The following is a 22,871-nucleotide window of genomic DNA, read 5'->3' as shown; positions in this document are numbered from 1 at the left end:
AGCGACACCGGGGTGTAGCGCAGCTTGGCAGCGCGCTTCGTTCGGGACGAAGAGGTCGTGGGTTCAAATCCCGCCACCCCGACAGCCAAAACACCAGGTGAGGCACCTATCGAACTCGGTAGGTGTCTCACTTGTTTGTGCCTGCGGAACTGTGTTCAGGCCCTCGACGGCCCACAGCCGATCAAGCTGGGCGTAGGGCCGTGCCGTGGCGGTCGGCGATCAGGTGGTGCTTGCTGCCGGCCGCGCGCGGGCGACCGGCGAAGGTCCGGTGTGAGCCCCCCTGCCATGCCCGCACGTGTGGGCCATCGGCACGCAGGCGTCCGTATCGAGCAGACCAGCCTTCGGAGCTCGGCCAGGAACACCTCATGCTCCCGGGTACCGGTGGCGTGCCTCCGCAGAAGCTGCCCCCACTCGGCGCTCTGGACGGGGTTGTCGTCGGGCATCATGCCGCCGACACCCACGGCGGGGTACTGCTCGCCGTCAGCGCCGTACATCGTGGTGAAGCACCAGCCTTGAACGCTCAGATCGCCAATGGCACGTCTCTCGACGGACAGGACGACGGGCTCAGGCATCGGCGACCAGAGCTGCCGGGAGCGGGATGGCGGTGTCCCGGATCCGACAGGCCGGCGCGGTGCGGCACCATCCGCAGAGTTACGTGCAGGCGCGTCAGATCTTGGGACCGGCAGAATGAGCTTGACCCTATTTCTGCCGGTGGAACTGCCTGGTATCGCACCTGCTCGCAGTGATCAACTGTGGCTGGTTCAGGGGCGCCGTCCCCTGCCGACGGACAGCTCGACACCCGACGCACAGCGCCCCGACCCCGTAGTGGTCCGGGAGTGGTGAGCAGGAAATGACTGCGCTGCGCTGCGCAAGTGAACAGTCAAACGGTGAGCTGACGAGAAATCATCTCCTGGCCCATTGGCCTGGATCGAGCACGATACGGGGAGAGAACAGCATGGTCAGCTTCAAGCGATGGCAGACCGCCGTGGTCGCCGTTGTCACCATGGCGGGATTGGCTGTGGCCGTCGCGCCGGCCCAGGCGACCGACATCTGCGACACGGGTGGTGCCGGCAGGTACATATGCGACTACGGCATCAAGAAGCACTCGTTGCCGAACGGCGAGAAGGAACAGTTCGTGGTCGGAACCGATTACGCGGTGTGGATGCGCTGGACCACCAAGGGCCAGTGGTCCAGTTGGACGTCCATGGGCAAGCCCGACCCCCTCGGCACCGCCAAGGCCGCGAGCAGTATCGGTCTGGATGACGAACAGGTTCTGGGCGATTTCCGCACCACCTTCTACCTCACCAACAGCAACGGCGCCCTCGTGAGCAGGACGCGCCCCTACCTCGGGGCAGGCTGGTTCACCTGGGACTTCCCCAAATGCTGCTGAGTATCGTCCGTCGGCCCGCGCCATGGCGCGGGCCGGGTGCGGGTCCGGGTCCAGCTGTGCGCCCACGTCTCGGGCTGCGAGATCACGGCTGCGCGCTGGGGCGAGGCAAGAGCGAACTCATCCGGGTGGGACCTCGACGAGCTGCGGTCGTGACCCGCAGGGGCAGCGCGTAATGTGGGCCGTGCATCCGGACCGCGCCCGCTGGGCGTGAAGTCCCGCGTGCCTCCCCCAGCCCATCATTCCGTGGCTGAGGTGCGCCTGGACGAGCGGAGGATCATCTCGATGGGTACAGTCACGACCGACGACGGCACCACGATCTTCTACAAGGACTGGGGTCCTCGGGACGGGGAGCCGATCGTCTTCCACCACGGGTGGCCGCTGAGCGCCGACGACTGGGACAACCAGATGTTGTTCTTCCTGGCGCAGGGCTACCGGGTCATCGCCCACGACCGCCGTGGCCACGGACGCTCCACCCAGACCGCGACCGGCCACGACATGGACACCTACGCCGCGGACGTGACCGCGCTGACCGACGCGCTCGACCTGCGGGGCGCCGTGCACATCGGCCACTCCACCGGCGGCGGCGAGGTCACCCGCTACGTCGCCCGCGCCAAGGCCGGCCGTGTCTCGAAGGCGGTCCTGGTGGGCGCGGTGCCACCGTTGATGCTGAAGACGGAGGCCAACCCGGGCGGCTTGCCGAAGGAGGTCTTCGACGGCTTCCGTGAGGCCGTTGCCAGCAACCGGGCGCAGTCGTTCATCGACATTCCCTCGGGGCCGTTCTACGGCTTCAACCGTCCCGGAGCGCAGGTGTCCCAGGGCCTGATCGACAACTGGTGGCGCCAGGGCATGATGGGCGCGGCGATCGCGCACTACCTGTGCGTCGCGGCGTTCTCCGAGACCGACTTCACCGAGGACTTGCGGCAGATCGACGTGCCCGTCCTCGTCGCGCACGGAACCGACGACCAGGTCGTCCCGTACGACGACTCGGCACCCCTGACGGTCAAGCTCCTGAAGAACGGGACCCTCAAATCCTACGAGGGCTATCCGCACGGGATGCTGTCGACGCACCCGGAGGTCCTCAACCCGGACATCCTCGCGTTCATCCGTTCCTGAGCAGGCGGCCGGCCTCAGCGTCCGGCCCGTTCATGATGGCGTCGTTACGGGGCGACGTTCGGATCATTCCGGCACCGCAGGCTTTGGCACGCGCGGGTCGGCGGCAAGGGGCCGTGGGCCGGGCCCGACTGATCCGAACGACAGGCCCTGGGCGGCACCTCAGCCACTCGCCCGCCAGGACGGGGGCCAGCTCGCGCGCTCGGCTATGACCCCGCCCGGGACTTGCAGGCTCGCCCGCGCCTTGTCGTAGAAGGTCTGCCTGGCGGCCCGGTACTCGCGGTACGCCTGGTCCCAGGCCGCCGCGTCTCCCGTCAGACGCCCACGCGCCATCCACTCCAGGTGCCAGACAGCGTCGTTCAGGCTGCGGACGGCAGCGGCAGTGGTGGGATCAGCCAGCAGTCGGAGCGGTTCCGTCATCGCGGCACGCTTCGTCTCCGCCTGCGCCGCCTGTTCCAACGCGTCGTTCGTGGGCTCCACCGGCGTGGGATCTTCAGTCAACCCCTGATGAGCGGCGAGCCTCTGGTAGGCGACCACGCACTCCTTGATCGCCTGTCCGTAGTCGCTGTACGCCTGCAGGAGCAGGCCGTCCCATCGTGCACCGTGCTCCCTACGCCAACGGGTCCGGTCGTTCAGCATCCCCACCAGGTACGACAGAACCGCACCCAGTACGACGCCGATCAAGGTCGACAGCTCGTTCGCCATGTGATTCCCCAGCCCCTGATGTCGTCACCTTCGGCCACACCTCACCATCAGGTTGTGGGAGAAGGGCGTCCTCCAAACGAGCTGCGGCAGCGCATCCCCAGGCGGGCCGGCGGAGAACGTGTGCAGCCGCGCCGGGAACAGGGGGTCCGGCCGGTGATGTTGGATTGGCCGGAGGGCCGGCGCTCTACGGGCGAAGACCCGGCATCCACCCACGGGAACCAAGACGTACGCATGTCCGCAGGAGGACTCCTTGACGACTGACCGGCCCTTGACGCTCATGGCTGTGCACGCCCACCCCGACGACGAGGCCACCGGGACCGGAGGGGTGCTCGCGCGGTATGCCGCGGAAGGCATCCGCACGGTGCTCGTGACGTGTACCGACGGTGGGTGCGGTGACGGGCCGGGGGGTGTCAAGCCGGGCGATCCCGGGCACGATCCGGCGGCCGTCGCCCTGATGCGTCGACAGGAACTCGAGGCCAGCTGCGACGTCTTGAAGATCAGTGATCTGGAGATGCTGGAGTACGCCGACTCCGGGATGATGGGCTGGCCTAGCAACGACGCCCCCGGTTCCTTCTGGCAGACCCCCGTGGAGGAGGGCGCGGCCCGGCTCGCGGAGCTCATGCGGCACTACCGGCCTGACGTGGTCGTCACCTACGACGAGAACGGCTTCTACGGCCACCCCGACCACATCCAGGCCCACCGCATCACCATGGCGGCGCTGGAGATGACCGGGCTGACGCCGAAGGTGTACTGGACCACGATGCCCCGCTCGGCGATGCAGCGGTTCGGCGAGGTCATGCGTGAGTTCCAGCCGGACATGCCGGAGCCGGATCCTGCCGAGGCTGCGGCGATGGCCGAGATCGGCCTGCCCGATGACGAGATCACCACGTGGGTGGACACCACCGCGTTCAGCGGCCAGAAGTTCGACGCGCTGGCCGCGCACGCCAGTCAGGGCGAGAACATCTTCTTCCTCCGGATGGGCAAGGAGAGGTTCGGCGAGTTGATGGGCGTGGAGACCTTCCTCCGTGTCCAGGACACCACGGGCGCGGCCGTACCCGAGAACGATCTCTTCGCCGGCCTGCGCTGAGCTTCGTCCACGGCGTAGATCGGGGTCATCGAGGCGAAGCCGGTGGCGCAGGGTGCCAGGACCGGCGTTCCCGGGGCCTCACGTGTCCAGTTGGTCGTCCGTCGCGTACGGATGCACGTGTCGGCCCTTGTCGAGGGGGGTGAACCACTCCTTGAACCGCAGCGGGCGCACTCCCAGGGCGTTGCCGACGGGGCTTTCTTCGATGCCGTCCAGGGAGTCGTCGTAGAGCCATGTGTGGTCCATGTCCTCGTGGACGGTGTCGGCGAACGTCTCCAGCGCGGTCGAGACGCCGTCGCCCAGGAGGCCGAAGGTCTCCAGGGTCACGCGCGCCTCGTCCAGCAGCAGCTTCAGAGCGAGTTCCTCCGCGACGCAGCTCAGGCGTCGGAACGTGCCGTCCGTGAAGCGGGTGGTCAGGGCGATCACCGTCACCAGGAAGCGGCGCGCGAACAGGCTGTCGTACTGGAGCGCGTACCTGGCGGGCAGGGCTTCGAGGTGCCACAGGGGGCTGTCGCACTCGGCGACCGTGGTGTCCTCCTCCGACAGGGTCTGCACGTCCTCGAAGAGGTGGTCGACCAGTACGCCGGTCGCCCACACCAGGGCGCCGGCGGCCAGCCGGGCGTCGTCCTCGGCTCGTACGCCGAACGTCGCCGGGGGGAATGAGTGCAGTGCGTCGGCCAGTCCCAGCATCTGGCGGCGGGCCCCCTGCGCCTCGGCGTCCGCGTCGTGGCCGATCCCCGCGCCTGTCCCCCGCGGGGGCTCGCTGTGGCGGGCCTTGCGGGCGGCCGGGTCGGCCGGGGGAGCATCCGGACCCCCTGCTGCCTCCAGGCTCTCCAGGGCGGCCTTCGAATGCAGGACGACCTCGCACCGATCGATCGGCCAGTCGGCCAACAGCTCGGACCGCTCCAGCAGTCCCTCCACCAGGAAGCGCACGGCACGTTCGGCCGCCTCCAGTGCGGGGGCGTCCACGACGACCTTGAGCAGCGCCCCGCGCGGGTGGACGGCCACGACGCTGTCCACGAGATCGACCCGCAGGTCGGCGGGGGCCCTCGCGGTGTCGACCGCGCGGAACCCGTCCTCCAGGAGAGCCACCGCTCCGACCCGCTGGAGCGGGCCCAGCTCCGGAACGCCCCCGGGAAGGCCGACATCCACCGTCACTATGTACGTCACAGCCCCGAGCCTCGCAGGTCGCGCCCCCATCCGTCGCGGAATCCCCGTCATGGATTCGCTGTCGCGGATTCGCCGTCGTCGATCTCCGTCGCGCCGCTGTCAGTGCCCCGCGCTACCGTGCGAAGTATTGGTTCTTTCGTCCCGGTTCATGGAGGTTGTCATGGTGTCGCGGCTGAATCCCTACCTGACGTTCGACGGGGACGCACGGCGGGCGATGGAGTTCTACCGGGAGGTGTTCGGGGGGAGTCTCACGCTCAGTACGTTCGGGGAGTTCGGGCTGGAGGGGACTCCGCACGGCGAGCGGATCATGCACGGGATGCTGGAGACGGGCAGCGGGTTCACGCTCATGGGGGGCGATCTGCCGCCCGGGGCCGAGTTCAGCGCCGGGTCCAACTTCGCCGTCGCCCTCAGCGGGGACGACGACGCCGAGCTGCGGGGGTACTGGGAGAAGCTGTCCGACGGCGGGTCCGTGTCCGTGCCGCTGGAGAAGCAGATGTGGGGGGACGTCTACGGGGCGTGCACCGATCGGTTCGGGGTTCCCTGGATGGTCGACATCGGGGAGGGGGAGCGAGGCGGAGGGCAGGGGTGACGCGTCCTCCCGACGGCGTCGTTCAGGGAGCGGGCCTGGCGAGCCTCGCCCTGGTCGCCCACGACGCCACGGCCGCCACCCCGATCAGTCCCGCCAGCGTCGCGTAGCCGTACGTCAGGGTCCACACGGACGCCACCCCCGCCACCAGCAGCGGGCCGCCGGCGTCGCCCAGTTCCCGGCCCAGTTCGGCGGCCCCCATCGTCTGGCCGAGGCGTTCCTGCGGGGTGTGCGTGGACAGGGACGCGAAGCCGAGCGGGGTGATCAGGCCCGTTCCCACGCCGGTGAGGGCCGCCGCCGTGAGGATGCCGGTCAGGCCCGGGAGCGTCGCGCAGGCCAGGCCCGCCGCCGTGAGGACCAGGCCCGCGGTCAGGCCGGTACGGGTCGACACGCGGCCCTCGTCCAGGGCGCGGCCCGCCCAGGGCTGGACCAGCGCGGCGGACGCCGCCAGCAACGACACCGCCGCTCCCGTCGCCACCGTGCCCAGGCCCGCCACGCGTCCCGAGACCAGCAGGAAGCCGACGCCCACCGACAGCGCCGCCGTCGCCGCGGCCAGTGCCGCCGTCGGCGCGAGGAAGACCGGGTCGGCCAGGCGCCGGACCAGGTCGAGCACCGTCTGGCGGGCCTTCGGCAGCGGCGGTACGGCCGGGACGGCCAGCGCGGCCCACACCGCCACCCCCGCGCCCAGCACCGTCAGCACCGCGAAAAGCAGCCGCAGTCCCCCGGCCCACACCAGGACCCCGCCCAGCAGCGGGCCGAGCGTGTAGCCGATCGACTTGTGGAAGCCATAGCCGCCGAAGGCGCGGCCCCGCTTCGCCGCCGGGTTCAGCCGCGCGACCAGGGCCGAGGCGGACGGGGAGAACGCCGAGGCCGCCGCGCCCTGGCCCAGCCGGGCCGCCCACAGCCACCCCGGGCTGTCCGCCACGACGTACACCGCGGACGCGGCCGCGAAGGCGACCAGGCCGCCCAGCAGCACCGGGCGGGCGCCCACCCGGTCGGCGAGGGTGCCGAAGAGCGGCTTGAGGACGACCTCCGCGCCGTCGTAGAGGGCCAGCAGGCCGCCCAGGACCAGGAGCGAGGTGACGGCGTCGGAGGAGAAGCCGCCGAGGTTCGCGGCGATGCCGTGCGCGCCGAAGGCCGTGGTGAAGCCGGCGGCGTACAGCGGCCACATCCGGCGGCGCGGGGAGGCCGCCGGCTCCTGCGGGGCGGCCGCCGGCTCCTGCGGGGAGGGGCCGGGCGCGGCGGCCTCCGTGCCGTTGTCGCGTGCGGTCATCAGGGCTCCGGGGGGTTTCGTCGAGCGGTGACGGCGCGGTCGGCGCGTCCGGCGTGGTTCGCGCAGGCCGCGGCGCACTCTGTCACCTCAGCTCCCGCGTCCGCTGCCGTCAAGGCGCATCCACCCCCCTTCCCCATCCGCCGGGGTCGCGCCCGACTAGGCTCCTCACCATGTCGCACCCTGACGAACTGCTCGTCGGCATCGCCGAGCTCGTGGAGTCGCAGCACACCAGTCGGATGTCCCTGACCGTCGTGGTCCCCGGGGCCGTCATCACGGGCCGGCTGGCCCCCGAGGCCATGTGGAAGGAGCGCGTGGCGGAGGTCCTGCGGGATTCCGCCCAGCTCGGGGACTTCGCCGCCGTCTTCATCCGCTCCGCCCGCGAGGGCACGGTCGCGCCACGGCGCGACGGGCCGCCGACCCACCTCCACTTCCACGTCGCCCGCATCCTCCAGGGCAGCTACGGCATCCCTGACTCCGGCGGGATGTACCGCGTGGCGCTCTCCGACGTGAGCGCCTGGACCATCGGGGACATCGGGTACTCGGACCAGTGAGCCGGTAGAGGTCGAAGGGAGCCCACCGAGACTCGGTGGGCTCCCCTGTCAGGTGTTCCAGCTCTCGTCGTACGGGTCGTGCGGCACCGGTACCGGTGCCGCCGTCGTCACCCGCAGGAACGGGATCGGCCCACCGTTCACCGGGTCCTTCTCCGTGCGGGGCGTGTACGTGCCGGTGACCGTCAGCCAGGTGTCCGGCTGCAGGACCGGCGGGATCGCCCCGGTGAGGCCGATCTTCACCGGCTGGGCGTCCGCCGCGCAGCAGTTGAGCGCCATGCGCACCAGGTACGGCGTGCCGCTGCGGTCCACCGCCACGAAGCCGGTGACCTGGATCCGGCGGCCCTCCAGCGTGCGGCCCTTGCCGTAGACCGCGCGGCCCGCGTAGTCCACCACGCTCAGCCGCAGGGGGCCGGTGGCGGGCAGCGCCGGGTAGGCGAGCGGCTGTTGCAGGGCGGTACCCGTACGGGTCGCGCTGTACGAGCCCAGCGCCGGCGGCGCCACCAGGATCAGCGCCAGCAGGGGCAGGAGCAGCAGCCAGGAGACGTGCGGGGCATGGTGACCGTGCCCTTCCGCAGCGGCCCCCGGCTCAGGTCCGGACCCGGACGCGGACCCCGGCCCAGGTCCGGACCCGGAGCCGGACGCGGACCCCGACCCGGACGTGACCCAGGCACCGCGCCGCGCCCTCCGCCACCCGTACCCCACCGACGCCACCGCCGCCGCGACCAGCACCACCGCCGCCGCCAGCAGCAGGGGGCGCAGGCCCGCCTTGACGTAGCGCAGGTACAGGTCGGTCGTGCCCGCGTGCCACAGCGCCGCGCCCAGCAGGAACAGCAGCGCGGACTGGGCCTGCCGGTTCACAGCAGCACCGTCCCGACCAGCACGGACACCGCCACCGCCAGGACGAACGTGGCCGGCGCGAACCGTACCGCGAAGGCGCGGCCGAACGTCCCCGCCTGCATGGCGAACAGCTTCAGGTCGATCATCGGGCCCACCACCAGGAACGCCAGCCGTGCCGTCAGGGAGAACTGGGTCAGCGACGCCGCCACGAACGCGTCCGCCTCCGAGCAGATCGACAGCACCACCGCGAGGACCGCGAGCGCCAGGACCGAGAACACCGGGTTCTCCGCCGCCGTGCGCAGCCAGCTCTGGGGGGCCACCGCCTTCAGCGTGGCCGCGGCCATCGCGCCGAGCACCAGGAAGCCGCCCGCGTGCATCACGTCGTGCCGCACCGAGTTCCAGAAGGTCTCCCCCCTGGTGGCGCCCTCGTGCGGGGCGTGCCGGGGCGGGCGCAGCCAGTCGGTGCGGCCCAGCCGCTGCCACAGCCAGCCCATCAGACAGGCCACCAGCAGCCCGCCGACGAGCCGGGCCACCACCATCCGGGGCTCGCGCGGGAAGGCCACCGCCGTCGCCGTCAGGACGACCGGGTTGATCGCGGGCGCGGACAGCAGGAACGCCAGTGCCGCCGCCGGGGTCACCCCCCGCCGCACCAGCGCCCCGGCCACCGGGACCGACGCGCACTCGCAGCCGGGCAGCACCGCTCCCGCCAGCCCGGCCACGGGCACCGCCAGCGCCGGGCGGCCGGGCAGCGCGCGGGCGAAGAACGACGGCGGTACGTAGACGGCGATCGCCGCCGACAGCAGCACACCGAGGACCAGGAACGGCAGCGCCTGCACCACCACCGCCACGAACACCGTGGTCCAGCTCTGCATCACCGGCGCCGACAGGGCCCGGCGGACGGGGGCCTGGAAGGTCACGAGGAGCAGGAGGACGAGGGTGAGGACGAGGGGCGAGGTGACCCGCCGTGGGGGGCCGGTCGGCGCGCTCCCCCCGGGCTCGTCGTGCGGAGTCGCCTCCTGCGGGGCCGACTTGGTGAGGGCCACGTGCGGGTACCTCCGGTCGTGTCGTCGCCTCCCCTTCCGTACGGGCGGGCGCCGCCCTCCGTTCAGTCGTGCGTTCGGCCGGCCGGTGGAACCAGCCGCCCCGGTGGGGCACTCTTCTCCCTCGTGGGGAGCGTTCCGAACCAGGGTGTGCGGCCGGGGTCGCCGGACGACGGCGGCCACATGGTGGTGTGCGGCGACGACGGGCTCGCGCACCGCCTCGCCGCCGAACTCCGGGGCGTGTACGAGGAGCAGGTCACCCTCGTCGTCCCGGCCTCCGAGCGCACGGTCCGGCCACCCGTCGTGGGGCGGGCCCGCGCGGTGTCGGCGGCGCTGCTCGACCGGGTGGTGAGCGCGGCCGTCAGCCGGGCCGGCGTCGCCCCCAACGGCGGTGGGGGTGCTGATGCGTCCGCCGTCGGGGAGACGGCCGCGGGCCAGCGGACCCTGGAGGCCGCCGAGCCGAGCGAGGCCGTGCTCGCCGAGGCGGGCGTGGAGCGGGCCGCCGCGCTGGCGCTGGTCTACGAGGACGACGAGACCAACATCCGTGCCGCCCTCACCGCCCGGCGCCTCAACCCGCGGCTGCGGCTCGTCGTCCGGCTGTACAACCGGCGGTTGGGCCAGCACATCGAGGAACTCCTCGACCAGGCGGCCGCGTTGGCGACGGGGCACCCGGGCGGGACGGACGCCGCCGGGACGGACGCGGCCACGACGACCGTGCTGTCCGACGCCGACACCGCCGCGCCCGCGCTGGCCGCGAGCGCCGTGGTGGGCACGACCAAGGTGGTGCAGACGGACGGGCTGTTGCTGAGAGCCGTCGAGCGGGCGCCGGGCGAGACGGCCGGTCCGGGCCTGGCCACCCTCGCGTTGCTGTCCGGGGCGGCCAACGGCAGCACCGCGGGCGGCCCTTCGGCCACGGGCGACGACCTGGGGCCGACGCTCCTCCCCGACGCCGACGCCGTACGGTCGGCGGCCGGGCGCGGGACGGTCGTGCTGGAGCAGGTGTCGTACGCCGCGGACACCCCGTCCGGTGGGTCCCGTCGGCGTGGGCGCGGGGACGGTGGGCCGCTCGGGCTGGTGTCGGGGGTCGTGTCGCGGCTCGCCTCGTTGTTCTCCCGGCAGCTGCGGTGGTCGCTCGCCGGGCTGGTGGCGTGTGTGCTCGCGCTGGCGGTGGCGCTGTGGCTGGCCACCGGCATCCATCCGCTCGGGGCGCTGTACCTGACCCTGCTCGACCTGTTCTCCATCAACGATCCGGCGGTCGGCGCGTCCACCGAACGGCAGGTGCTCCAACTGTTGTCCGGGCTGGTCGGGTTGCTGCTGCTGCCGGTGCTGCTCGCGGCGGTGCTGGAGGCGCTCGGTACCTTCCGCGGGGCCGGGGCGCTGCGGCGGCCGCCGCGTGGCATGGGCGGGCACGTGGTGCTGCTGGGGCTGGGGAAGATCGGCACGCGGGTGCTGATCCGGCTGCGGGAGCTGGACATCCCGGTGGTGTGTGTGGAGGCCGGGGCCGACGCGCGCGGGCTGGCCGTGGCGCGGCGGCTGCGGGTGCCGGTGGTGCTGGGGGACGTGACGCAGGAGGGGGTGCTGGAGGCCGCGAAGATCCACCGGGCGCACGCGTTGCTCGCGGTGACCAGCTCGGACACGACGAACCTGGAGGCGGTGCTGTACGCGCGGTCCGTGCGGCCGGACCTGCGGGTGGTGCTGCGGCTGTACGACGACGACTTCGCCACGGCGGTGTACCGGACCCTGCGGGTGGCCTACCCGGGGGCGCAGACCCGCAGCCGGAGCGTGTCGCACCTCGCGGCACCGGCGTTCGCGGGGGCGATGCTGGGCCGGCAGATCCTGGGGGCCATACCGGTCGAGCGGCGGGTGCTGCTGTTCGTGGCGCTGGAGGCCGGGGCGCACGCGCAGTTGGCGGACCGGACGGTCGGCGAGGCGTTCCGGGCCGGGTACTGGCGGGTGCTGGCGCTGGACACGGGCGTCGGGGCGTCGGGGCTGGTGTGGGACCTGCCCGACGCGTACGTGCTGCGGGGGCAGGACCGGGTGGTGCTGGCCGCGACCCGGCAGGGGCTGGCGGAGCTGCTGCGCCGCCGGCGGCGGGACACGACGGCCCGCACCGCCGCGCCCCGACCGCAGGTTCCCTGAAGGGGCCGGCTGCCCCGGGCCACTTGCTGCCCCGGTGGCCCCTCCAGCTGTCGGCTACGTCGCCAGGTGCCGTGCCGCGAAGTCCAGTTCGAGCTTCACCTGCTTGATGCGCTCGTCCACCACCAGGGAGCCGTGCCCGGCGTCGTAGCGGTACACCTCGTGGGGCGCGCCGCGGGACTCCAGGCGCTTGACGTAGTTGTCGATCTGGCGGATGGGGCAGCGCGGGTCGTTGACCCCCGCCGAGATGTGGACGGGGGCCTCGACCTGGTCCACGTAGGTCAGGGGGGAGGAGGCCGCGAAGCGCTCGGGGACCTCCTCGGGGGTGCCGCCGAGCAGCGTGCGGTCCAGGGCCTTCAGGGCCTCCATCTCGTCGTGGTACGCCGTGACGTAGTCGGCGACCGGGACGGCGGCGATGCCCAGCGTCCAGGCGCCGGGCTGGACGCCGAGGCCCAGCAGGGTGAGGTAGCCGCCCCAGGAGCCGCCGGTGAGGACCAGCCGCGCCGGGTCGGCGAGTCCCGAGCCCACCGCCCACTCGCGCACCGCCGCGATGTCCTCCAGCTCGATCAGGCCGACGCGGTGCTTGAGCGCGTCCGTCCAGGCGCGGCCGTAGCCCGTGGAGCCGCGGTAGTTGACGCGGACCACGGCGTACCCGTGGTCGACCCAGGCGGCCGGGGCCGCCGCGAAGGCGTCGCTGTCGTGCCAGGTGGGGCCGCCGTGGATGTCGAACACCGTGGGCAGTGGGCCGGTGGCGCCCTCCGGCCTCTGCACCAGGGCGTGGATGCGGCCGCCGGGGCCGTCCACCCACACGTCCTCCACCGGCACCGAGCCGGGGCACTTCATGCCGGGCGGGTCGAGCACCACGTCACCGGTGGTGGAGCGCACGACGGGCGGCTCGGCGGCCGAGGACCACAGGTACTCCACGCTGCCGTCCGGGCGGGCCGTCGCCCCCGAGACGGTGCCGGGCGGGGTGGGGATGCGGGTCAGCGCGCCGCCGGCGAGGTCGTAGCGGAACAGCTCGCTGCGGGCCTCGAAGCCGTGGACGACGAGCAGCGCGGAGCCGTCCGGGTACCACTCGGCGCTCACGTCGCCCGGGAGGTCCAGCTCCAGGTCGGTCTGCTCGCCGGTCAGCACGTCCCACACCAGCGGCTCCCAGCGGCCCCGGCGCTGGTGCCCGACGAGGAGGCGGGTGTCCCCGTCGACGGGTGCGAAGCCGAGCACGTCCAGGCCGAGCTCCTCGCGGCCGCCGTCGGTGTCGTCGAGCTCGGCGACCGTGGTGCCGTCGGGGCGCAGCACGCGCAGCGCCGAGTGCATGGCGTCGCCGTGCTCGGTGTGCTCGACCGCGATGAGCGAGCCGTCGCGGGAGAGGTCGCCGACGCCCGCGGACTCGCGGTGCCGGTACAGCTCGAACGGTGCCTCGCCCTCGCGGGCCAGGTGGATGGTCGTGCCGTCCTCGTCGGTGGAGCGGCCGACCACCGCGGTGCGGCCGTCGCGGCTCAGGGCGAGGCCGGCCGGGTAGGACGGGTCGAGCCCGGGGGCCGCCAGCTCGTCCTCGCCGCCGGTGAAGGGCTGGCGGCGCCACACGCCGAACTCGTCGCCGTCCTTGTCGTCGAACCACCAGATCCAGGCGCCGTCCGGGGAGAGCACGCCGTCCGTGGTGCCGTTCGCCCGGTCGGTCACCTGGCGCTGTTCGCCGGTGGCGCGGTCCCACGCGTACAGCTCGTACGTCCCCGTCGCGTTCGACACGAACAAGGACCGGTCCGGTGCGTCCTCCGCCCAGTCGGGCAGGGACACCCTCGGCGCGCGGAAGCGCTTCTCCCAGTCCGGCATACCCTCGGTCCGCTCGGCCGCGTCCGGCCCGTTGCTCTCAGTCATGGCCCCATAGTGCCTGCTCGGACCGTCCGTGTGCTGGTCCGCTCCCCAGCCTGTGGACAACTTTCGTCATGTACTTACCAGGCGCGCCCCGGAGCCGCCGTGACGCGCGCTGCCGAACCCGCCCCCCGCGCCCCGGCACAGCGCGGCGGCCCCGTACCGTTGAGGGCGTGTACCGGTTCCTGCTGACGCCCCGCTGGTGGGGGATCAACGTCTTCCTGCTGCTGGCCGTGCCGTTCTGCATCTTCATGGGGTCCTGGCAGCTGAGCCGGTTCGAGGCCCGCGTCGACGACCACCGCACCGCGCAGGCGCAGGTCTCCGAGGACCGCACCGAGGCCCCGCGCCCGCTCGCCGGGATGCTGCCGGTGGACAAGGCGACCTCGGGCAAGCGCGTCACCGCGACCGGCCGCTACGGCGAGCAGCTGCTCGTGCCCGACCGCACGCTGGACGACCGCAAGGGGTTCTACGTGCTGACCCTGCTGCGCACCGACGGCGGCAAGGCGCTTCCCGTGGTCCGGGGCTGGCTGCCGGGCACCGCCGACGCGGCCACGGCGCCCGCCCCGCCGGCCGGCGAGGTGACCGTCACCGGCGCACTCCAGGCGTCCGAGACGCCCGGGGACAACGGCGTGAGCGCCCGGGGCGGGCTGCCGGCCGGGCAGACCGCCGCGATCAGCGCGGCCTCCCTGGTCAACGTCGTGCCGTACGACGTCTACGACGCCTGGGTCACGCTGGACCGGGCCGACTCGGGGATGACGGCGGTGCCCGCGACCGCGCCCGCCGGGACCGGCCTGGACCTGAAGGCGTTCCAGAACCTCGGCTACACCGGCGAGTGGTTCGTCTTCGCGGGCTTCGTGGTCTTCATGTGGTTCCGCCTGCTGCGCCGCGAGGTCGAGTTCCAGCGCGACGCGGCCCTCGGCCTGCTCCCGGAAGGGGAGGCCGGGGAGGCGGCGACGGGCGAGGAGCCCGCCGCCCCCGCCACTGCCTACGACGGCGCCAGCACGCCCGTCCGGTAGACCGTCCCGGCGCACGCGTCGGGCACCGTCGCGGTGACCGTCGGCCCGCCGCCGTCCGGGGTGTACGCCACGGCGACGCTGCCGTCGGCCGTGCCGTCCTCGGTGTACAGCTGCGGGGACGTGTCGTTCGCGCCGGACCCGCCGGTCGCGCCGGTGGTCGTGGCGCCGTTCGTCGCGCTGCCCTGCTCGCTCGGGCTCGGGCTCGGTGACGAGGAGCCGCCGGAGTCGCCGCCGCTGTCGGTCGGGCAGGTCTCCGAGGGCACCCAGGCGAACCGCACGTCGTAGGCGGAGCCCGGCGGGAGGACCAGCCGGGAGACGTACAGCGACGGGTCGGGCAGGGCGGCCGCGGCGTCGCCCGAGGTGTGCTCGGTGACGCTGATCTTCGCCGGGTCGGCGGCGCCCTGCGGGGTGGTCGTCAGGGCGACCCCGCCGTCGACGGCGCAGCTCTTGGCGGAGACGTTGGTCACGCGGAAGCTGCCGTAGACGATGCCGGCCGCGTCGGCGCCCTCGACGGCGGCGGTGGCGGAGCCGAGCTGGTCGGCGCCGCAGGCGGGGGCCTCGGCGGAGCTGGGTGCGGACGGGTCGCCGTCGCCGGCGGCGCCTGCGGAACCGCCGCCGCCCTTGCCCTCGTCGCCGCCCTTGGTGCTGCCGCTGCCCTGGCTGCCGGTCGGGCCGCCGGAGCCGGCCTCGCCCGCGGAGCCGCCGTCGGGCTGCTTGCCCTCGCCGGTGCCGCCGTGGGCCTGGGAGGCCTGACCGGCGATGGCGGGGTTGGCGTCGGTGCCGCCGGAGTTCGAGACGTGGATCAGGGCCGGGACGGCGGTGCCGACGAAGAGTGCCGCGGCCGCCATGCCGACGGCTGCCTGGCGCTTGCGGGCCCGGCGGGCCGGGACGGCCTTGCGCAGGTGGTCGAGGGTGCCGTCGCGCGGTTCGATGTCGGAGACCGCCTGCTGCAGCAAACGCCGCAGGGCCAGCTCGTCCGAGCCGAACCCGTCGGGGCCCTGGTCGTCGAGGTGGTGGTTCACGTGTCCGTTCCCAGCGTGCGGGTGCTTCGGGTGGCCGGCCGGGTCCATCGGCTCGTGCCACGCGTACGGTTCGTGTCGCTCATGGGAGTCGTGTCCCTCGCCGTCCTGGTTCACGCCGACGCTCCCATCGCGCCCCGCAGGGCGGCGATGCCGCGTGAGCCGTACGCCTTGACGGAGCCGAGCGAGATGCCGAGGGTCTCGGCGACCTGGGCCTCCGTCATGTCCGCGAAGTAGCGCAGCACCAGGACCTCGCGCTGCCGGCGCTGGAGGCCCTTCATCGCCTTGATCAGGGCGTCGCGCTCCAACTGGTCGTAGGCGCCCTCCTCCGCGCTCGCCATGTCGGGCATCGGCTTGGAGAGCAGCTTCAGGCCGAGGATGCGCCGGCGCAGCGCGGAGCGGGAGAGGTTGACGACGGTCTGGCGCAGGTACGCCAGGGTCTTCTCCGGGTCGCGGACGCGCTTGCGCGCGGAGTGGACGCGTATGAAGGCCTCCTGGACGACGTCCTCGCAGGAGGCGGTGTCGTCGAGCAGGAGGGCGGCGAGGCCGAGGAGCGAGCGGTAGTGCGCCCGGTAGGTCTCGGTGAGGTGGTCGACGGTGGTGCCGGCCGCCACGGTCTCGTCGGCGCCGTCACGCGGGCTGGGGATGCGGGCGGGCCGCGCTGCGGGCATGGGCGCGATCACCGGCATGCCGCCGGGCGCCCCGGCCGTGCGGGGTCGGACGCTCCGGCGGGGCGGCCGCAAAGCGGTGCCCCGGGTCGTCGCGGGGAAGTCGAGTACCTCTGCCACGCCAGTTGGACACACACACCCCCTCGGGGGTTGTACGCGCGATGCCCCCCTCTTGCGCGGGGTGGCACCGCCCGTCTCCCCCCGGACGCCCCGGCCGGCCCGTCTCCGGCGCCGGGCAGCACAACCGACGGTGTGTCCCATGCCCTCATGCGTCCCGCTCTTCCCCTGTGTCCACCAACGATCGGGCGTCCCCACGCCCGCGACCGCGGCGCCCCCTGCGCGCCGTGGCCGTCTGCCTCCGCACCCCGGAAAGGGCGACCGCAAAGACGCTCCCCGCGCTCCGCACGGTTGCGGAGCGCGGGGAGGAAACAACCGGTGAGCAAATCCTACAAACGTTTTCGGCCCTGGCCAGGGGTTACTTACGGCAACCCCCCACCGGGAAGCGTTCACTGACGCTCAGCCACGACCAGTTCCGCGATCTGCGCGGCGTTGAGGGCGGCGCCCTTGCGCAGGTTGTCGCCGCAGGCGAAGAGCTCCAGGGCGGTCGGGTCGTCGAGGGCGCGGCGCACCCGGCCCACCCAGGTGGGGTCGGTGCCCACCACGTCGGCGGGGGTGGGGAACTCGCCGGCGTCGGGGTCGTCGCACAGCACCACCCCGGGCGCGGTGGCGATGATCTCGCGGGCCCGGCCCACGGTGACCTCGTCCTGGAAGCGCGCGTGGACGGTGAGGGAGTGCACGGTGACCACCGGCACCCGTACACAGGTCACGGCCACCGGCAGGGCGGGCAGGCCGAGGACCTTGCGGGTCCCGTCGCGGACCGCCATCTCGTCCGAGGACCAGCCGTCCGCGTGCAGCGACCCGGCCCACGGCACGACGTTCAGCGCGACCGGCTCCGGGAACGGCCCGGTGCCGTCCCCCACGGCCCGCCGTACGTCCCCGGGGCTGGTGCCCAGTGCGGTGCCGGCGACCAGGGACAGCTGCCGGCGCAGGGTGCCGACGCCGGCCCGTCCCGCACCGCTGACCGCCTGGTACGAGGAGACCACCAGCTCGCGCAGCCCGAACTCGGCGTGCAGGGCACCCAGGGCCACGATCATGGTCAGGGTCGTGGCGTCCGGGCCGGCGAGGATGCCGCGCGGCCGCATCCGCACGGCGTGCGGGTTGACCTCCGGCACGACGAGCGGCACCTCGGGGTCCGTGCGGAACGCGGCGGAGGTGTCGACCACGACGGCGCCGCGCGCGACGGCGACCGGCGCCCACTGGGCGGCGACCTCGTCGGGCACGGCGAACAGCGCGAGGTCGACGCCGTCGAAGGCGTCCTCGCCCAGCGCGGCCACCTCGGCCTCCTCGCCGCGCACGGCCAGCTTGCGGCCGGCCGAGCGCGGCGAGGCGACGAGACGGATCTCACCCCAGATGTCCGCCCGGTGGGACAGGATCTGGAGCAGCACGGTCCCGACGGCGCCGGTCGCCCCCACGACCGCCAGCGTCGGACGTTGCGATGCGGGCATCTGCTGTCCCGGGCCTCAGCGCCCGGTGCCCCCGTAGACGACGGCCTCGTCGCTGTCGGAGTCGAGACCGAAGGCGGTGTGCACGGCGCGGACGGCCTCCGGCACGTCGTCGGCGCGCGTGACGACCGAGATGCGGATCTCGGAGGTCGAGATCAGCTCGATGTTCACGCCGGCCTCCGACAGGGCGGTGAAGAAGTCCGCCGTGACGCCCGGGTTGGTCTTCATGCCCGCGCCGACCAGGGAGATCTTGCCGATCTGGTCGTCGTAGCGCAGGGAGTCGAAGCCGATGCCGGACTTGTTCTTCTCCAGTGCGTCGATGGCCTTGCGGCCCTCGGTCTTCGGCAGCGTGAAGGAGATGTCCGTCAGGCCGGTGGCCGCGGCGGACACGTTCTGCACGACCATGTCGATGTTGACCTCGGCGTCGGCGATCGTGCGGAAGATGGACGCCGCCTCGCCGGGCTTGTCGGGCACGCCGACGACCGTGATCTTGGCCTCGGAGGTGTCGTGCGCGACACCGGAGATGATGGCCTGCTCCACCTGCTGGTCCCCAATCGGCTCACTGCTGACCCACGTGCCCTGCAGTCCGCTGAAGCTGGACCGGACGTGAATCGGGATGTTGTAACGGCGGGCGTACTCCACACAGCGGTGGAGCAGCACCTTGGAGCCGCAGGCGGCGAGCTCCAGCATGTCCTCGAAGGAGATCCAGTCGATCTTCTTCGCCTTCTTCACCACCCGCGGGTCGGCGGTGAACACGCCGTCGACGTCGGTGTAGATCTCGCACACCTCGGCGTCGAGCGCGGCGGCCAGCGCGACCGCGGTGGTGTCGGAGCCGCCGCGGCCCAGCGTGGTGATGTCCTTGGTGTCCTGGCTGACGCCCTGGAACCCCGCGACGATGGCGATGTTGCCCACGTCGAGCGAGTCGCGGATGCGGCCCGGCGTGACGTCGATGATCCGGGCTTTGTTGTGGACCGAGTCGGTGATGACACCTGCCTGGCTGCCGGTGAACGACTGGGCGTTGTGCCCCAGGTTCTTGATCGCCATGGCCAGCAGGGCCATGGAGATCCGCTCTCCGGCGGTCAGCAGCATGTCGAGCTCGCGCCCGGCAGGGATGGGGGATACCTGCTCGGCGAGATCGATCAGCTCGTCCGTCGTGTCGCCCATCGCGGAAACCACGGCGACCACCTGGTGGCCGTTCTTCTTGGCTTCCACGATCCGCTTGGCGACGCGCTTGATGCCCTCGGCATCGGCTACGGAGGAGCCTCCGTACTTCTGCACGACAAGGCCCACGTGCGCTCCTCGCTCAGTTTGTCTGTTTCCGCACGTACGCCCTTGTACTGCGGGTCGGCTCAGTCTAACGAGCGCCCGAATCCCGCCCCTGGGGTATCGCATCGTGAGATGCCCCGGACACCCGCCGCGAGGGCTCCTTCCCAGGCCGTCCGGAGGCCAAGCGGGATGTGTGCCGGGTCACGACTCCCGGGTCCGCAGGGCCCCGACGAAGGCGGACCAGGCGGGGGCGGGGAGGGTGAGGTGGGGGGCGCGGGGGGTCTTGGAGTCGCGGACGTGGACGGTGGCGGGGGTGGCGGCGACTTCTACGCAGTTGCCGCCTTCGGAGTCGCTGTAGGTCGACTTGCACCACGTGAGCTGGTCAGTCATGGCGATCCACCATCCGCTCTAGGAAATGGGCCGACTCGTCGGGCCTGAGAGCCTGCGTGCGGATCATGCTAAGTCGCTCGGTGGTACGCCTGACAACCTCCGGGTCGGCCGACAGTTCGCTGGCCAACGGCCCCTCGGTGAAGGCGAAACGCTCATGGTCGCCGGTCTCCAGCAGCACCATCGGCCCCATGAACGCGGCCGGGATGGCCCGTTCGAAGGGGAGCACCTGGAGCACGACGTTGCGCAAGGCGGACGCCTTCAGCAATTGACGTAACTGCTCGGCGTCCACCTGGGGGGCCCGCAGAGCTGCCTCGTAGACCACGAAGCTCAGGGCCACCGGGGGCTTCCGCTCGGTGAGAAGCGCTTGCCGGTCCATTCGGGCGGCGATTCGCTGTTCCACCGTCCCCTCGTCGAGGGTGGGAACGTGGTTGTCGATGAGCAGGCGCGCGTAAGCCTCGGTCTGCAACAACCCCGGAATGTACGTCGGTTCGTACGACCAGTGACTCACCGCCTCCCTCTCCCGCTCCATGAACTCCTGCGCCCGCGGCGGGAACTTCTCCCTGCTCAAGTAGTCCTTCGCCGCGCTCAGGATTCCCTCCGCGCCGCACAACTCATCGGCCACGTCCAGGACTCGGGGGGTCGGCATGCGGACCCCCTGTTCCATGGCCTTGATCGTGTCCGGGGAGTAGTTCGACGCGGCCGCCAACTCCTCGCGGGAGACGTTCGCCTTCGTGCGCCAGCGCTTCAACTGGTTGCCGCTGAAGCGCCACATGGGGGGCGACTGGGTCACTGCACGCACCTCCGGCCGGTACACCGCGCTGTGTCACACGGGGGTCACTACCGAGCGTAGCCATGTGGACGCCAGTGTGTGACCATGATGAACGCAATGCAGCACCGGCACCGGCCCTCCTGGGTGCCGGTCCGGGGACACCGGCTCCGGCTCGCCGGCGTGCACTTCGACGCCGTGCGGATCGCGGGCCGGCGGGGCGAGGCCGTCGCGGACGAGCTGATCGAGCGGACCGACGACGACGCGGGACCGATCGTGTGCGCGGGCGGCGCGGGCACCCGGTGGGTGTACTTCCTGCTGCCGCCCGGCACCGTGCACCGGCACGACTGGCCGCTGGGCGTCCAGTGGTACGGCTGGTGCGCGCACCGGAGCGTCACCTACGTCGGCGTACCGGCCCTGGAGGGCAACACCTGGCCGCTGCGCTGGTACAGCGAGCCCACGCGCACGGCGCCGTTCGTCGCGGCCGGGACGCTGCTGGCGGTCACTTCCTCGCCGGGCGCAGGCCCAGCGGCCCCGCGATCTCCTGCACCATGACCCGGCCCGCCTCGAACTCCAGGGTGTCGTCACCGAGGTCGGACTGGTCGGTGTCGAGGCCGTCCAGCTCCTCCAGGGGCTGGTTGAGGCGGACGTGGATGAGGACCGACTGCAGGGCGCGCAGCACGGCGGAAGCCGTGGGGCCCCAGTTGGAGAAGTAGGAGAACTGCCACCACCACAGGGCCTCCGTGGTGCGGCCGGACCGGTAGTGGGCCATGCCGTGGCGCAGGTCGCTGATGACGTCGGCGAGGTCGTCGGAGATCCGGGCCGGCACGGGCGCCGTGCGGGGCTCGTACGGGTCGAAGACCTCCGAGTAGACGTCGACCGGCTCCAGCAGCCGGACGAGGTTCTCGCGCAGCTCGTCCATGTCGGTGTCCGGACCGGCGTCGGGCTCGTAGCGCTCGTCGGGGACGAAGTCCTCGTGCGCGCCGAGCCGGCCGCCGGCCAGGAGCAGCTGGGAGACCTCCAGCAGGAGGAACGGGACGGCGGAGCCGGGCTCGTCACCCCGGGCCACCTCCGTGACGGCCACCAGGAAGCTCTCCACCTGGTCCGCGATCTGGACCGCGAAGTCGTCCGGGTTGTGCTCGGTCGCGTGCAGCGTGGCGTCAGACATCTAGGAGTCGTCTCCCCTCGAAGGCGCGGCCGAGGGTCACCTCGTCCGCGTATTCCAGGTCGCCACCCACCGGGAGGCCGCTGGCCAGGCGGGTGACCTTCAGGCCCATGGGCTTGATCATCCGGGCGAGGTACGTGGCCGTCGCCTCGCCCTCGAGGTTGGGGTCCGTGGCGAGGATCAGCTCGGTGACCGTGCCGTCGGCCAGCCGGGCGAGGAGTTCCCTGATGCGCAGGTCGTCCGGGCCGACGCCCTCGATGGGGCTGATCGCGCCGCCGAGGACGTGGTACCGGCCGCGGAACTCGCGCGTGCGCTCGATCGCGACGACGTCCTTCGGCTCCTCGACCACGCAGATCACCGACGCGTCGCGGCGGGGGTCGCGGCAGATGCCGCACAGCTCCTCCTGTGCGACGTTGCCGCAGGTCGCACAGAAGCGGACCTTCGCCTTGACCTCCATCAGGGCCTGCGCGAGCCGCCGCACGTCGGTCGGCTCGGCCTGGAGGATGTGGAAGGCGATCCGCTGCGCGCTCTTGGGACCGACGCCGGGCAGCCGCCCCAGTTCGTCGATGAGGTCCTGGACCACGCCTTCGTACAACGGACTGCCTTCTTCCTCGGGTTCCTTCAGTACGTACGGTAGTTGCCCGCCGCCCCTCCTAGGAAGGCGGCGGGAGTGTCACGTGGGGGGCGAACAGGGGAACGACCCGGGTCAGAAGGGCAGGCCCGGGATGCCGCTGCCGCCGCCGAGGCCCTGGGCCAGCGGGCCGAGCTTCTGCTGCTGGAGGGCCTGCGCGTTCTCGTTGGCCGCCTGGACGGCCGCGACGACCAGGTCGGCGAGGGTCTCGGTGTCCTCCGGGTCCACCGCCTTGGGGTCGATCTTCAGGGCCCGCAGCTCGCCCGCGCCGGTCACGGTGGCCTGCACCAGGCCGCCGCCCGCCTGTCCGTCGACCTCCGTGCGCGCCAGCTCCTCCTGGGCCTGCTGGAGGTCCTGCTGCATCTTCTGGGCCTGCTGGAGCAGCTGCTGCATGTTGGGCTGGCCACCACCGGGAATCACGATCACTCCTAGCGTCCGTACGGGTTGTTTCCCGCTCGGCACGAGCCTACGTGGTCCGGGTGACGCTCGCCCCGCCACTCTTTCGAGTGAGCCGATCGGCGGGTCTCCACCTGATCAAGGGCCTCTTCCGGGCGGAAAACGCACCGAAGCGATCCCCCGGCCGCCCGGGGGGCGGTAGGAAGGGTCCGGCGCAGGGTCAGGGCAGAGTCGTGAGGGA

General features: G+C 72.4%; 23 protein-coding genes and 1 tRNA gene. 9 read left to right on the top strand and 15 right to left on the bottom strand.

From position 1 onward, the window contains the following. Positions 1-8: 8 nt before the first annotated feature. The 3 genes from E4U91_RS18970 to E4U91_RS18960 all read left to right on the top strand — a co-directional run bounded on the left by E4U91_RS18970 (position 9) and on the right by E4U91_RS18960 (position 2,503). Positions 9-82 (top strand) — tRNA-Pro (locus tag E4U91_RS18970). An 873-nt stretch (positions 83-955) separates the two neighbouring features. Next, positions 956-1,390 (top strand): PLL family lectin, encoded by a 435-nt coding sequence (locus E4U91_RS18965; protein ID WP_137307965.1) that lies wholly within the window; start codon positions 956-958, stop codon positions 1,388-1,390. A gap of 282 nt (positions 1,391-1,672) precedes the next feature. Continuing rightward, positions 1,673-2,503 (top strand): alpha/beta fold hydrolase, encoded by an 831-nt coding sequence (locus tag E4U91_RS18960; protein WP_137307964.1) that lies wholly within the window; start codon positions 1,673-1,675, stop codon positions 2,501-2,503. A 159-nt stretch (positions 2,504-2,662) separates the two neighbouring features. Here E4U91_RS18960 and E4U91_RS18955 read toward each other — a convergent pair whose 3' ends face one another. Beyond that, positions 2,663-3,205, bottom strand: coding sequence for a hypothetical protein (locus E4U91_RS18955; protein WP_137307963.1), 543 nt, complete (start codon positions 3,203-3,205; stop codon positions 2,663-2,665). 277 nt (positions 3,206-3,482) lie between these two features. On the opposite strand from E4U91_RS18955, the gene E4U91_RS18950 reads away from it, so the two are divergent. Further along, positions 3,483-4,292, top strand: a complete 810-nt coding sequence (locus E4U91_RS18950; protein WP_137310896.1) for a PIG-L family deacetylase — start codon at positions 3,483-3,485, stop codon at positions 4,290-4,292. Positions 4,293-4,370: 78 nt separating this feature from the next. On the opposite strand, the gene E4U91_RS18945 is transcribed toward E4U91_RS18950, so the two are convergent. Continuing rightward, positions 4,371-5,459 (bottom strand): hypothetical protein, encoded by a 1,089-nt coding sequence (locus E4U91_RS18945; protein ID WP_137307962.1) that lies wholly within the window; start codon positions 5,457-5,459, stop codon positions 4,371-4,373. Between the two features lie 160 nt (positions 5,460-5,619). Here E4U91_RS18945 and E4U91_RS18940 point away from each other — a divergent pair, with 160 nt between their 5' ends. Beyond that, entirely contained in the window at positions 5,620-6,048 is a 429-nt protein-coding gene (locus tag E4U91_RS18940; RefSeq protein WP_137307961.1) for a VOC family protein, read from the top strand. A gap of 22 nt (positions 6,049-6,070) precedes the next feature. Here E4U91_RS18940 and E4U91_RS18935 read toward each other — a convergent pair whose 3' ends face one another. Continuing rightward, positions 6,071-7,216, bottom strand: a complete 1,146-nt coding sequence (locus E4U91_RS18935) for an MFS transporter (RefSeq protein ID WP_137310895.1) — start codon at positions 7,214-7,216, stop codon at positions 6,071-6,073. Positions 7,217-7,488: 272 nt separating this feature from the next. On the opposite strand from E4U91_RS18935, the gene E4U91_RS18930 reads away from it, so the two are divergent. After that, positions 7,489-7,869 (top strand): hypothetical protein, encoded by a 381-nt coding sequence (locus tag E4U91_RS18930; protein WP_137307960.1) that lies wholly within the window; start codon positions 7,489-7,491, stop codon positions 7,867-7,869. Between the two features lie 48 nt (positions 7,870-7,917). On the opposite strand, the gene E4U91_RS18925 is transcribed toward E4U91_RS18930, so the two are convergent. Both E4U91_RS18925 and E4U91_RS18920 read right to left on the bottom strand, forming a co-directional pair. After that, a complete protein-coding gene (locus E4U91_RS18925) occupies positions 7,918-8,727 on the bottom strand; it encodes a TIGR03943 family putative permease subunit (protein WP_137307959.1) in 810 nt (269 codons plus the stop codon). Further along, positions 8,724-9,749 carry a permease gene (locus E4U91_RS18920; protein WP_137307958.1) on the bottom strand — a complete coding sequence of 342 codons (1,026 nt, stop codon included), beginning with the start codon at positions 9,747-9,749 and terminating at the stop codon, positions 8,724-8,726. Before E4U91_RS18920 ends, E4U91_RS18925 begins: the two co-directional genes overlap by 4 nt. Positions 9,750-9,929: 180 nt before the next feature. On the opposite strand from E4U91_RS18920, the gene E4U91_RS18915 reads away from it, so the two are divergent. Continuing rightward, a complete protein-coding gene (locus E4U91_RS18915; RefSeq protein WP_137310894.1) occupies positions 9,930-11,885 on the top strand; it encodes an NAD-binding protein in 1,956 nt (651 codons plus the stop codon). Positions 11,886-11,939: 54 nt separating this feature from the next. Here E4U91_RS18915 and E4U91_RS18910 read toward each other — a convergent pair whose 3' ends face one another. Further along, positions 11,940-13,757 carry a S9 family peptidase gene (locus E4U91_RS18910; RefSeq protein WP_137307957.1) on the bottom strand — a complete coding sequence of 606 codons (1,818 nt, stop codon included), beginning with the start codon at positions 13,755-13,757 and terminating at the stop codon, positions 11,940-11,942. Positions 13,758-13,924: 167 nt separating this feature from the next. On the opposite strand from E4U91_RS18910, the gene E4U91_RS18905 reads away from it, so the two are divergent. Continuing rightward, complete coding sequence (locus E4U91_RS18905) at positions 13,925-14,767, top strand: SURF1 family protein (RefSeq protein ID WP_174867824.1); 843 nt, start codon at positions 13,925-13,927, stop codon at positions 14,765-14,767. Here E4U91_RS18905 and E4U91_RS18900 read toward each other — a convergent pair. From E4U91_RS18900 to E4U91_RS18875, 6 genes are all read right to left on the bottom strand, one after another. Next, a complete protein-coding gene (locus E4U91_RS18900) occupies positions 14,737-15,789 on the bottom strand; it encodes a hypothetical protein (RefSeq protein WP_137307955.1) in 1,053 nt (350 codons plus the stop codon). The two genes, E4U91_RS18905 and E4U91_RS18900, sit on opposite strands and share 31 nt — an antisense overlap. 110 nt (positions 15,790-15,899) lie before the next feature. Beyond that, positions 15,900-16,574: a SigE family RNA polymerase sigma factor gene (locus E4U91_RS18895; protein ID WP_422070904.1), complete on the bottom strand. Its 675-nt coding sequence runs from the start codon at positions 16,572-16,574 to the stop codon at positions 15,900-15,902. Positions 16,575-16,960: 386 nt separating this feature from the next. Then, positions 16,961-18,019: an aspartate-semialdehyde dehydrogenase gene (locus E4U91_RS18890; protein WP_137307954.1), complete on the bottom strand. Its 1,059-nt coding sequence runs from the start codon at positions 18,017-18,019 to the stop codon at positions 16,961-16,963. Positions 18,020-18,034: 15 nt separating this feature from the next. Continuing rightward, the gene (locus tag E4U91_RS18885; protein ID WP_137307953.1) at positions 18,035-19,306 is read right to left on the bottom strand and encodes an aspartate kinase; all 1,272 of its coding nucleotides are present in this window, start codon (positions 19,304-19,306) and stop codon (positions 18,035-18,037) included. A 177-nt stretch (positions 19,307-19,483) separates the two neighbouring features. Then, positions 19,484-19,672 carry a DUF397 domain-containing protein gene (locus E4U91_RS18880; protein ID WP_137307952.1) on the bottom strand — a complete coding sequence of 63 codons (189 nt, stop codon included), beginning with the start codon at positions 19,670-19,672 and terminating at the stop codon, positions 19,484-19,486. Next, complete coding sequence (locus E4U91_RS18875; RefSeq protein WP_137310893.1) at positions 19,665-20,444, bottom strand: helix-turn-helix domain-containing protein; 780 nt, start codon at positions 20,442-20,444, stop codon at positions 19,665-19,667. The genes E4U91_RS18880 and E4U91_RS18875 overlap by 8 nt, the downstream gene beginning before the upstream one ends. A 102-nt stretch (positions 20,445-20,546) precedes the next feature. Between E4U91_RS18875 and E4U91_RS18870 the strand changes: the two genes are divergently transcribed. Further along, positions 20,547-20,993 carry a hypothetical protein gene (locus E4U91_RS18870; RefSeq protein WP_338326672.1) on the top strand — a complete coding sequence of 149 codons (447 nt, stop codon included), beginning with the start codon at positions 20,547-20,549 and terminating at the stop codon, positions 20,991-20,993. Here the strand turns inward: E4U91_RS18870 and E4U91_RS18865 are convergent. From E4U91_RS18865 to E4U91_RS18855, 3 genes are all read right to left on the bottom strand, one after another. Next, entirely contained in the window at positions 20,941-21,606 is a 666-nt protein-coding gene (locus tag E4U91_RS18865; protein ID WP_137307950.1) for a DUF5063 domain-containing protein, read from the bottom strand. The genes E4U91_RS18870 and E4U91_RS18865 overlap by 53 nt on opposite strands. Further along, positions 21,599-22,198, bottom strand: a complete 600-nt coding sequence (gene recR / locus E4U91_RS18860; RefSeq protein WP_067240942.1) for a recombination mediator RecR — start codon at positions 22,196-22,198, stop codon at positions 21,599-21,601. Before recR ends, E4U91_RS18865 begins: the two co-directional genes overlap by 8 nt. A 111-nt stretch (positions 22,199-22,309) precedes the next feature. Beyond that, positions 22,310-22,654 (bottom strand): YbaB/EbfC family nucleoid-associated protein, encoded by a 345-nt coding sequence (locus E4U91_RS18855; RefSeq protein ID WP_137307949.1) that lies wholly within the window; start codon positions 22,652-22,654, stop codon positions 22,310-22,312. Between the last annotated feature and the right edge of the window lie 217 nt (positions 22,655-22,871).

Source organism: Streptomyces lasalocidi (assembly GCF_005280215.1).
GTDB classification, from domain to species: Bacteria; Actinomycetota; Actinomycetes; order Streptomycetales; family Streptomycetaceae; genus Streptomyces; species Streptomyces longwoodensis.
The sequence above is the reverse complement of the archived record's forward strand: the minus strand, read 5'-3'. Positions and strand labels throughout refer to the sequence as shown.

Excerpts from the sequence above, each read along its gene's own strand:
- E4U91_RS18910 (WP_137307957.1), bottom strand. The coding sequence starts at position 13,757 with ATGACTGAGAGCAACGGGCCGGACGCGGCCGAGCGGACCGAGGGTATG.
- E4U91_RS18875 (WP_137310893.1), bottom strand. The coding sequence starts at position 20,444 with ATGTGGCGCTTCAGCGGCAACCAGTTGAAGCGCTGGCGCACGAAGGCG.
- E4U91_RS18955 (WP_137307963.1), bottom strand. The coding sequence starts at position 3,205 with ATGGCGAACGAGCTGTCGACCTTGATCGGCGTCGTACTGGGTGCGGTT.
- E4U91_RS18935 (WP_137310895.1), bottom strand. The coding sequence starts at position 7,216 with ATGTGGCCGCTGTACGCCGCCGGCTTCACCACGGCCTTCGGCGCGCAC.
- E4U91_RS18915 (WP_137310894.1), top strand. The coding sequence starts at position 9,930 with ATGGTGGTGTGCGGCGACGACGGGCTCGCGCACCGCCTCGCCGCCGAA.
- E4U91_RS18950 (WP_137310896.1), top strand. The coding sequence starts at position 3,483 with ATGGCTGTGCACGCCCACCCCGACGACGAGGCCACCGGGACCGGAGGG.
- E4U91_RS18880 (WP_137307952.1), bottom strand. The coding sequence starts at position 19,672 with ATGACTGACCAGCTCACGTGGTGCAAGTCGACCTACAGCGACTCCGAA.
- E4U91_RS18930 (WP_137307960.1), top strand. The coding sequence starts at position 7,489 with ATGTCGCACCCTGACGAACTGCTCGTCGGCATCGCCGAGCTCGTGGAG.
- E4U91_RS18890 (WP_137307954.1), bottom strand. The coding sequence starts at position 18,019 with ATGCCCGCATCGCAACGTCCGACGCTGGCGGTCGTGGGGGCGACCGGC.
- E4U91_RS18965 (WP_137307965.1), top strand. The coding sequence starts at position 956 with ATGGTCAGCTTCAAGCGATGGCAGACCGCCGTGGTCGCCGTTGTCACC.
- E4U91_RS18870 (WP_338326672.1), top strand. The coding sequence starts at position 20,547 with ATGATGAACGCAATGCAGCACCGGCACCGGCCCTCCTGGGTGCCGGTC.
- E4U91_RS18960 (WP_137307964.1), top strand. The coding sequence starts at position 1,673 with ATGGGTACAGTCACGACCGACGACGGCACCACGATCTTCTACAAGGAC.
- E4U91_RS18940 (WP_137307961.1), top strand. The coding sequence starts at position 5,620 with ATGGTGTCGCGGCTGAATCCCTACCTGACGTTCGACGGGGACGCACGG.
- E4U91_RS18865 (WP_137307950.1), bottom strand. The coding sequence starts at position 21,606 with ATGTCTGACGCCACGCTGCACGCGACCGAGCACAACCCGGACGACTTC.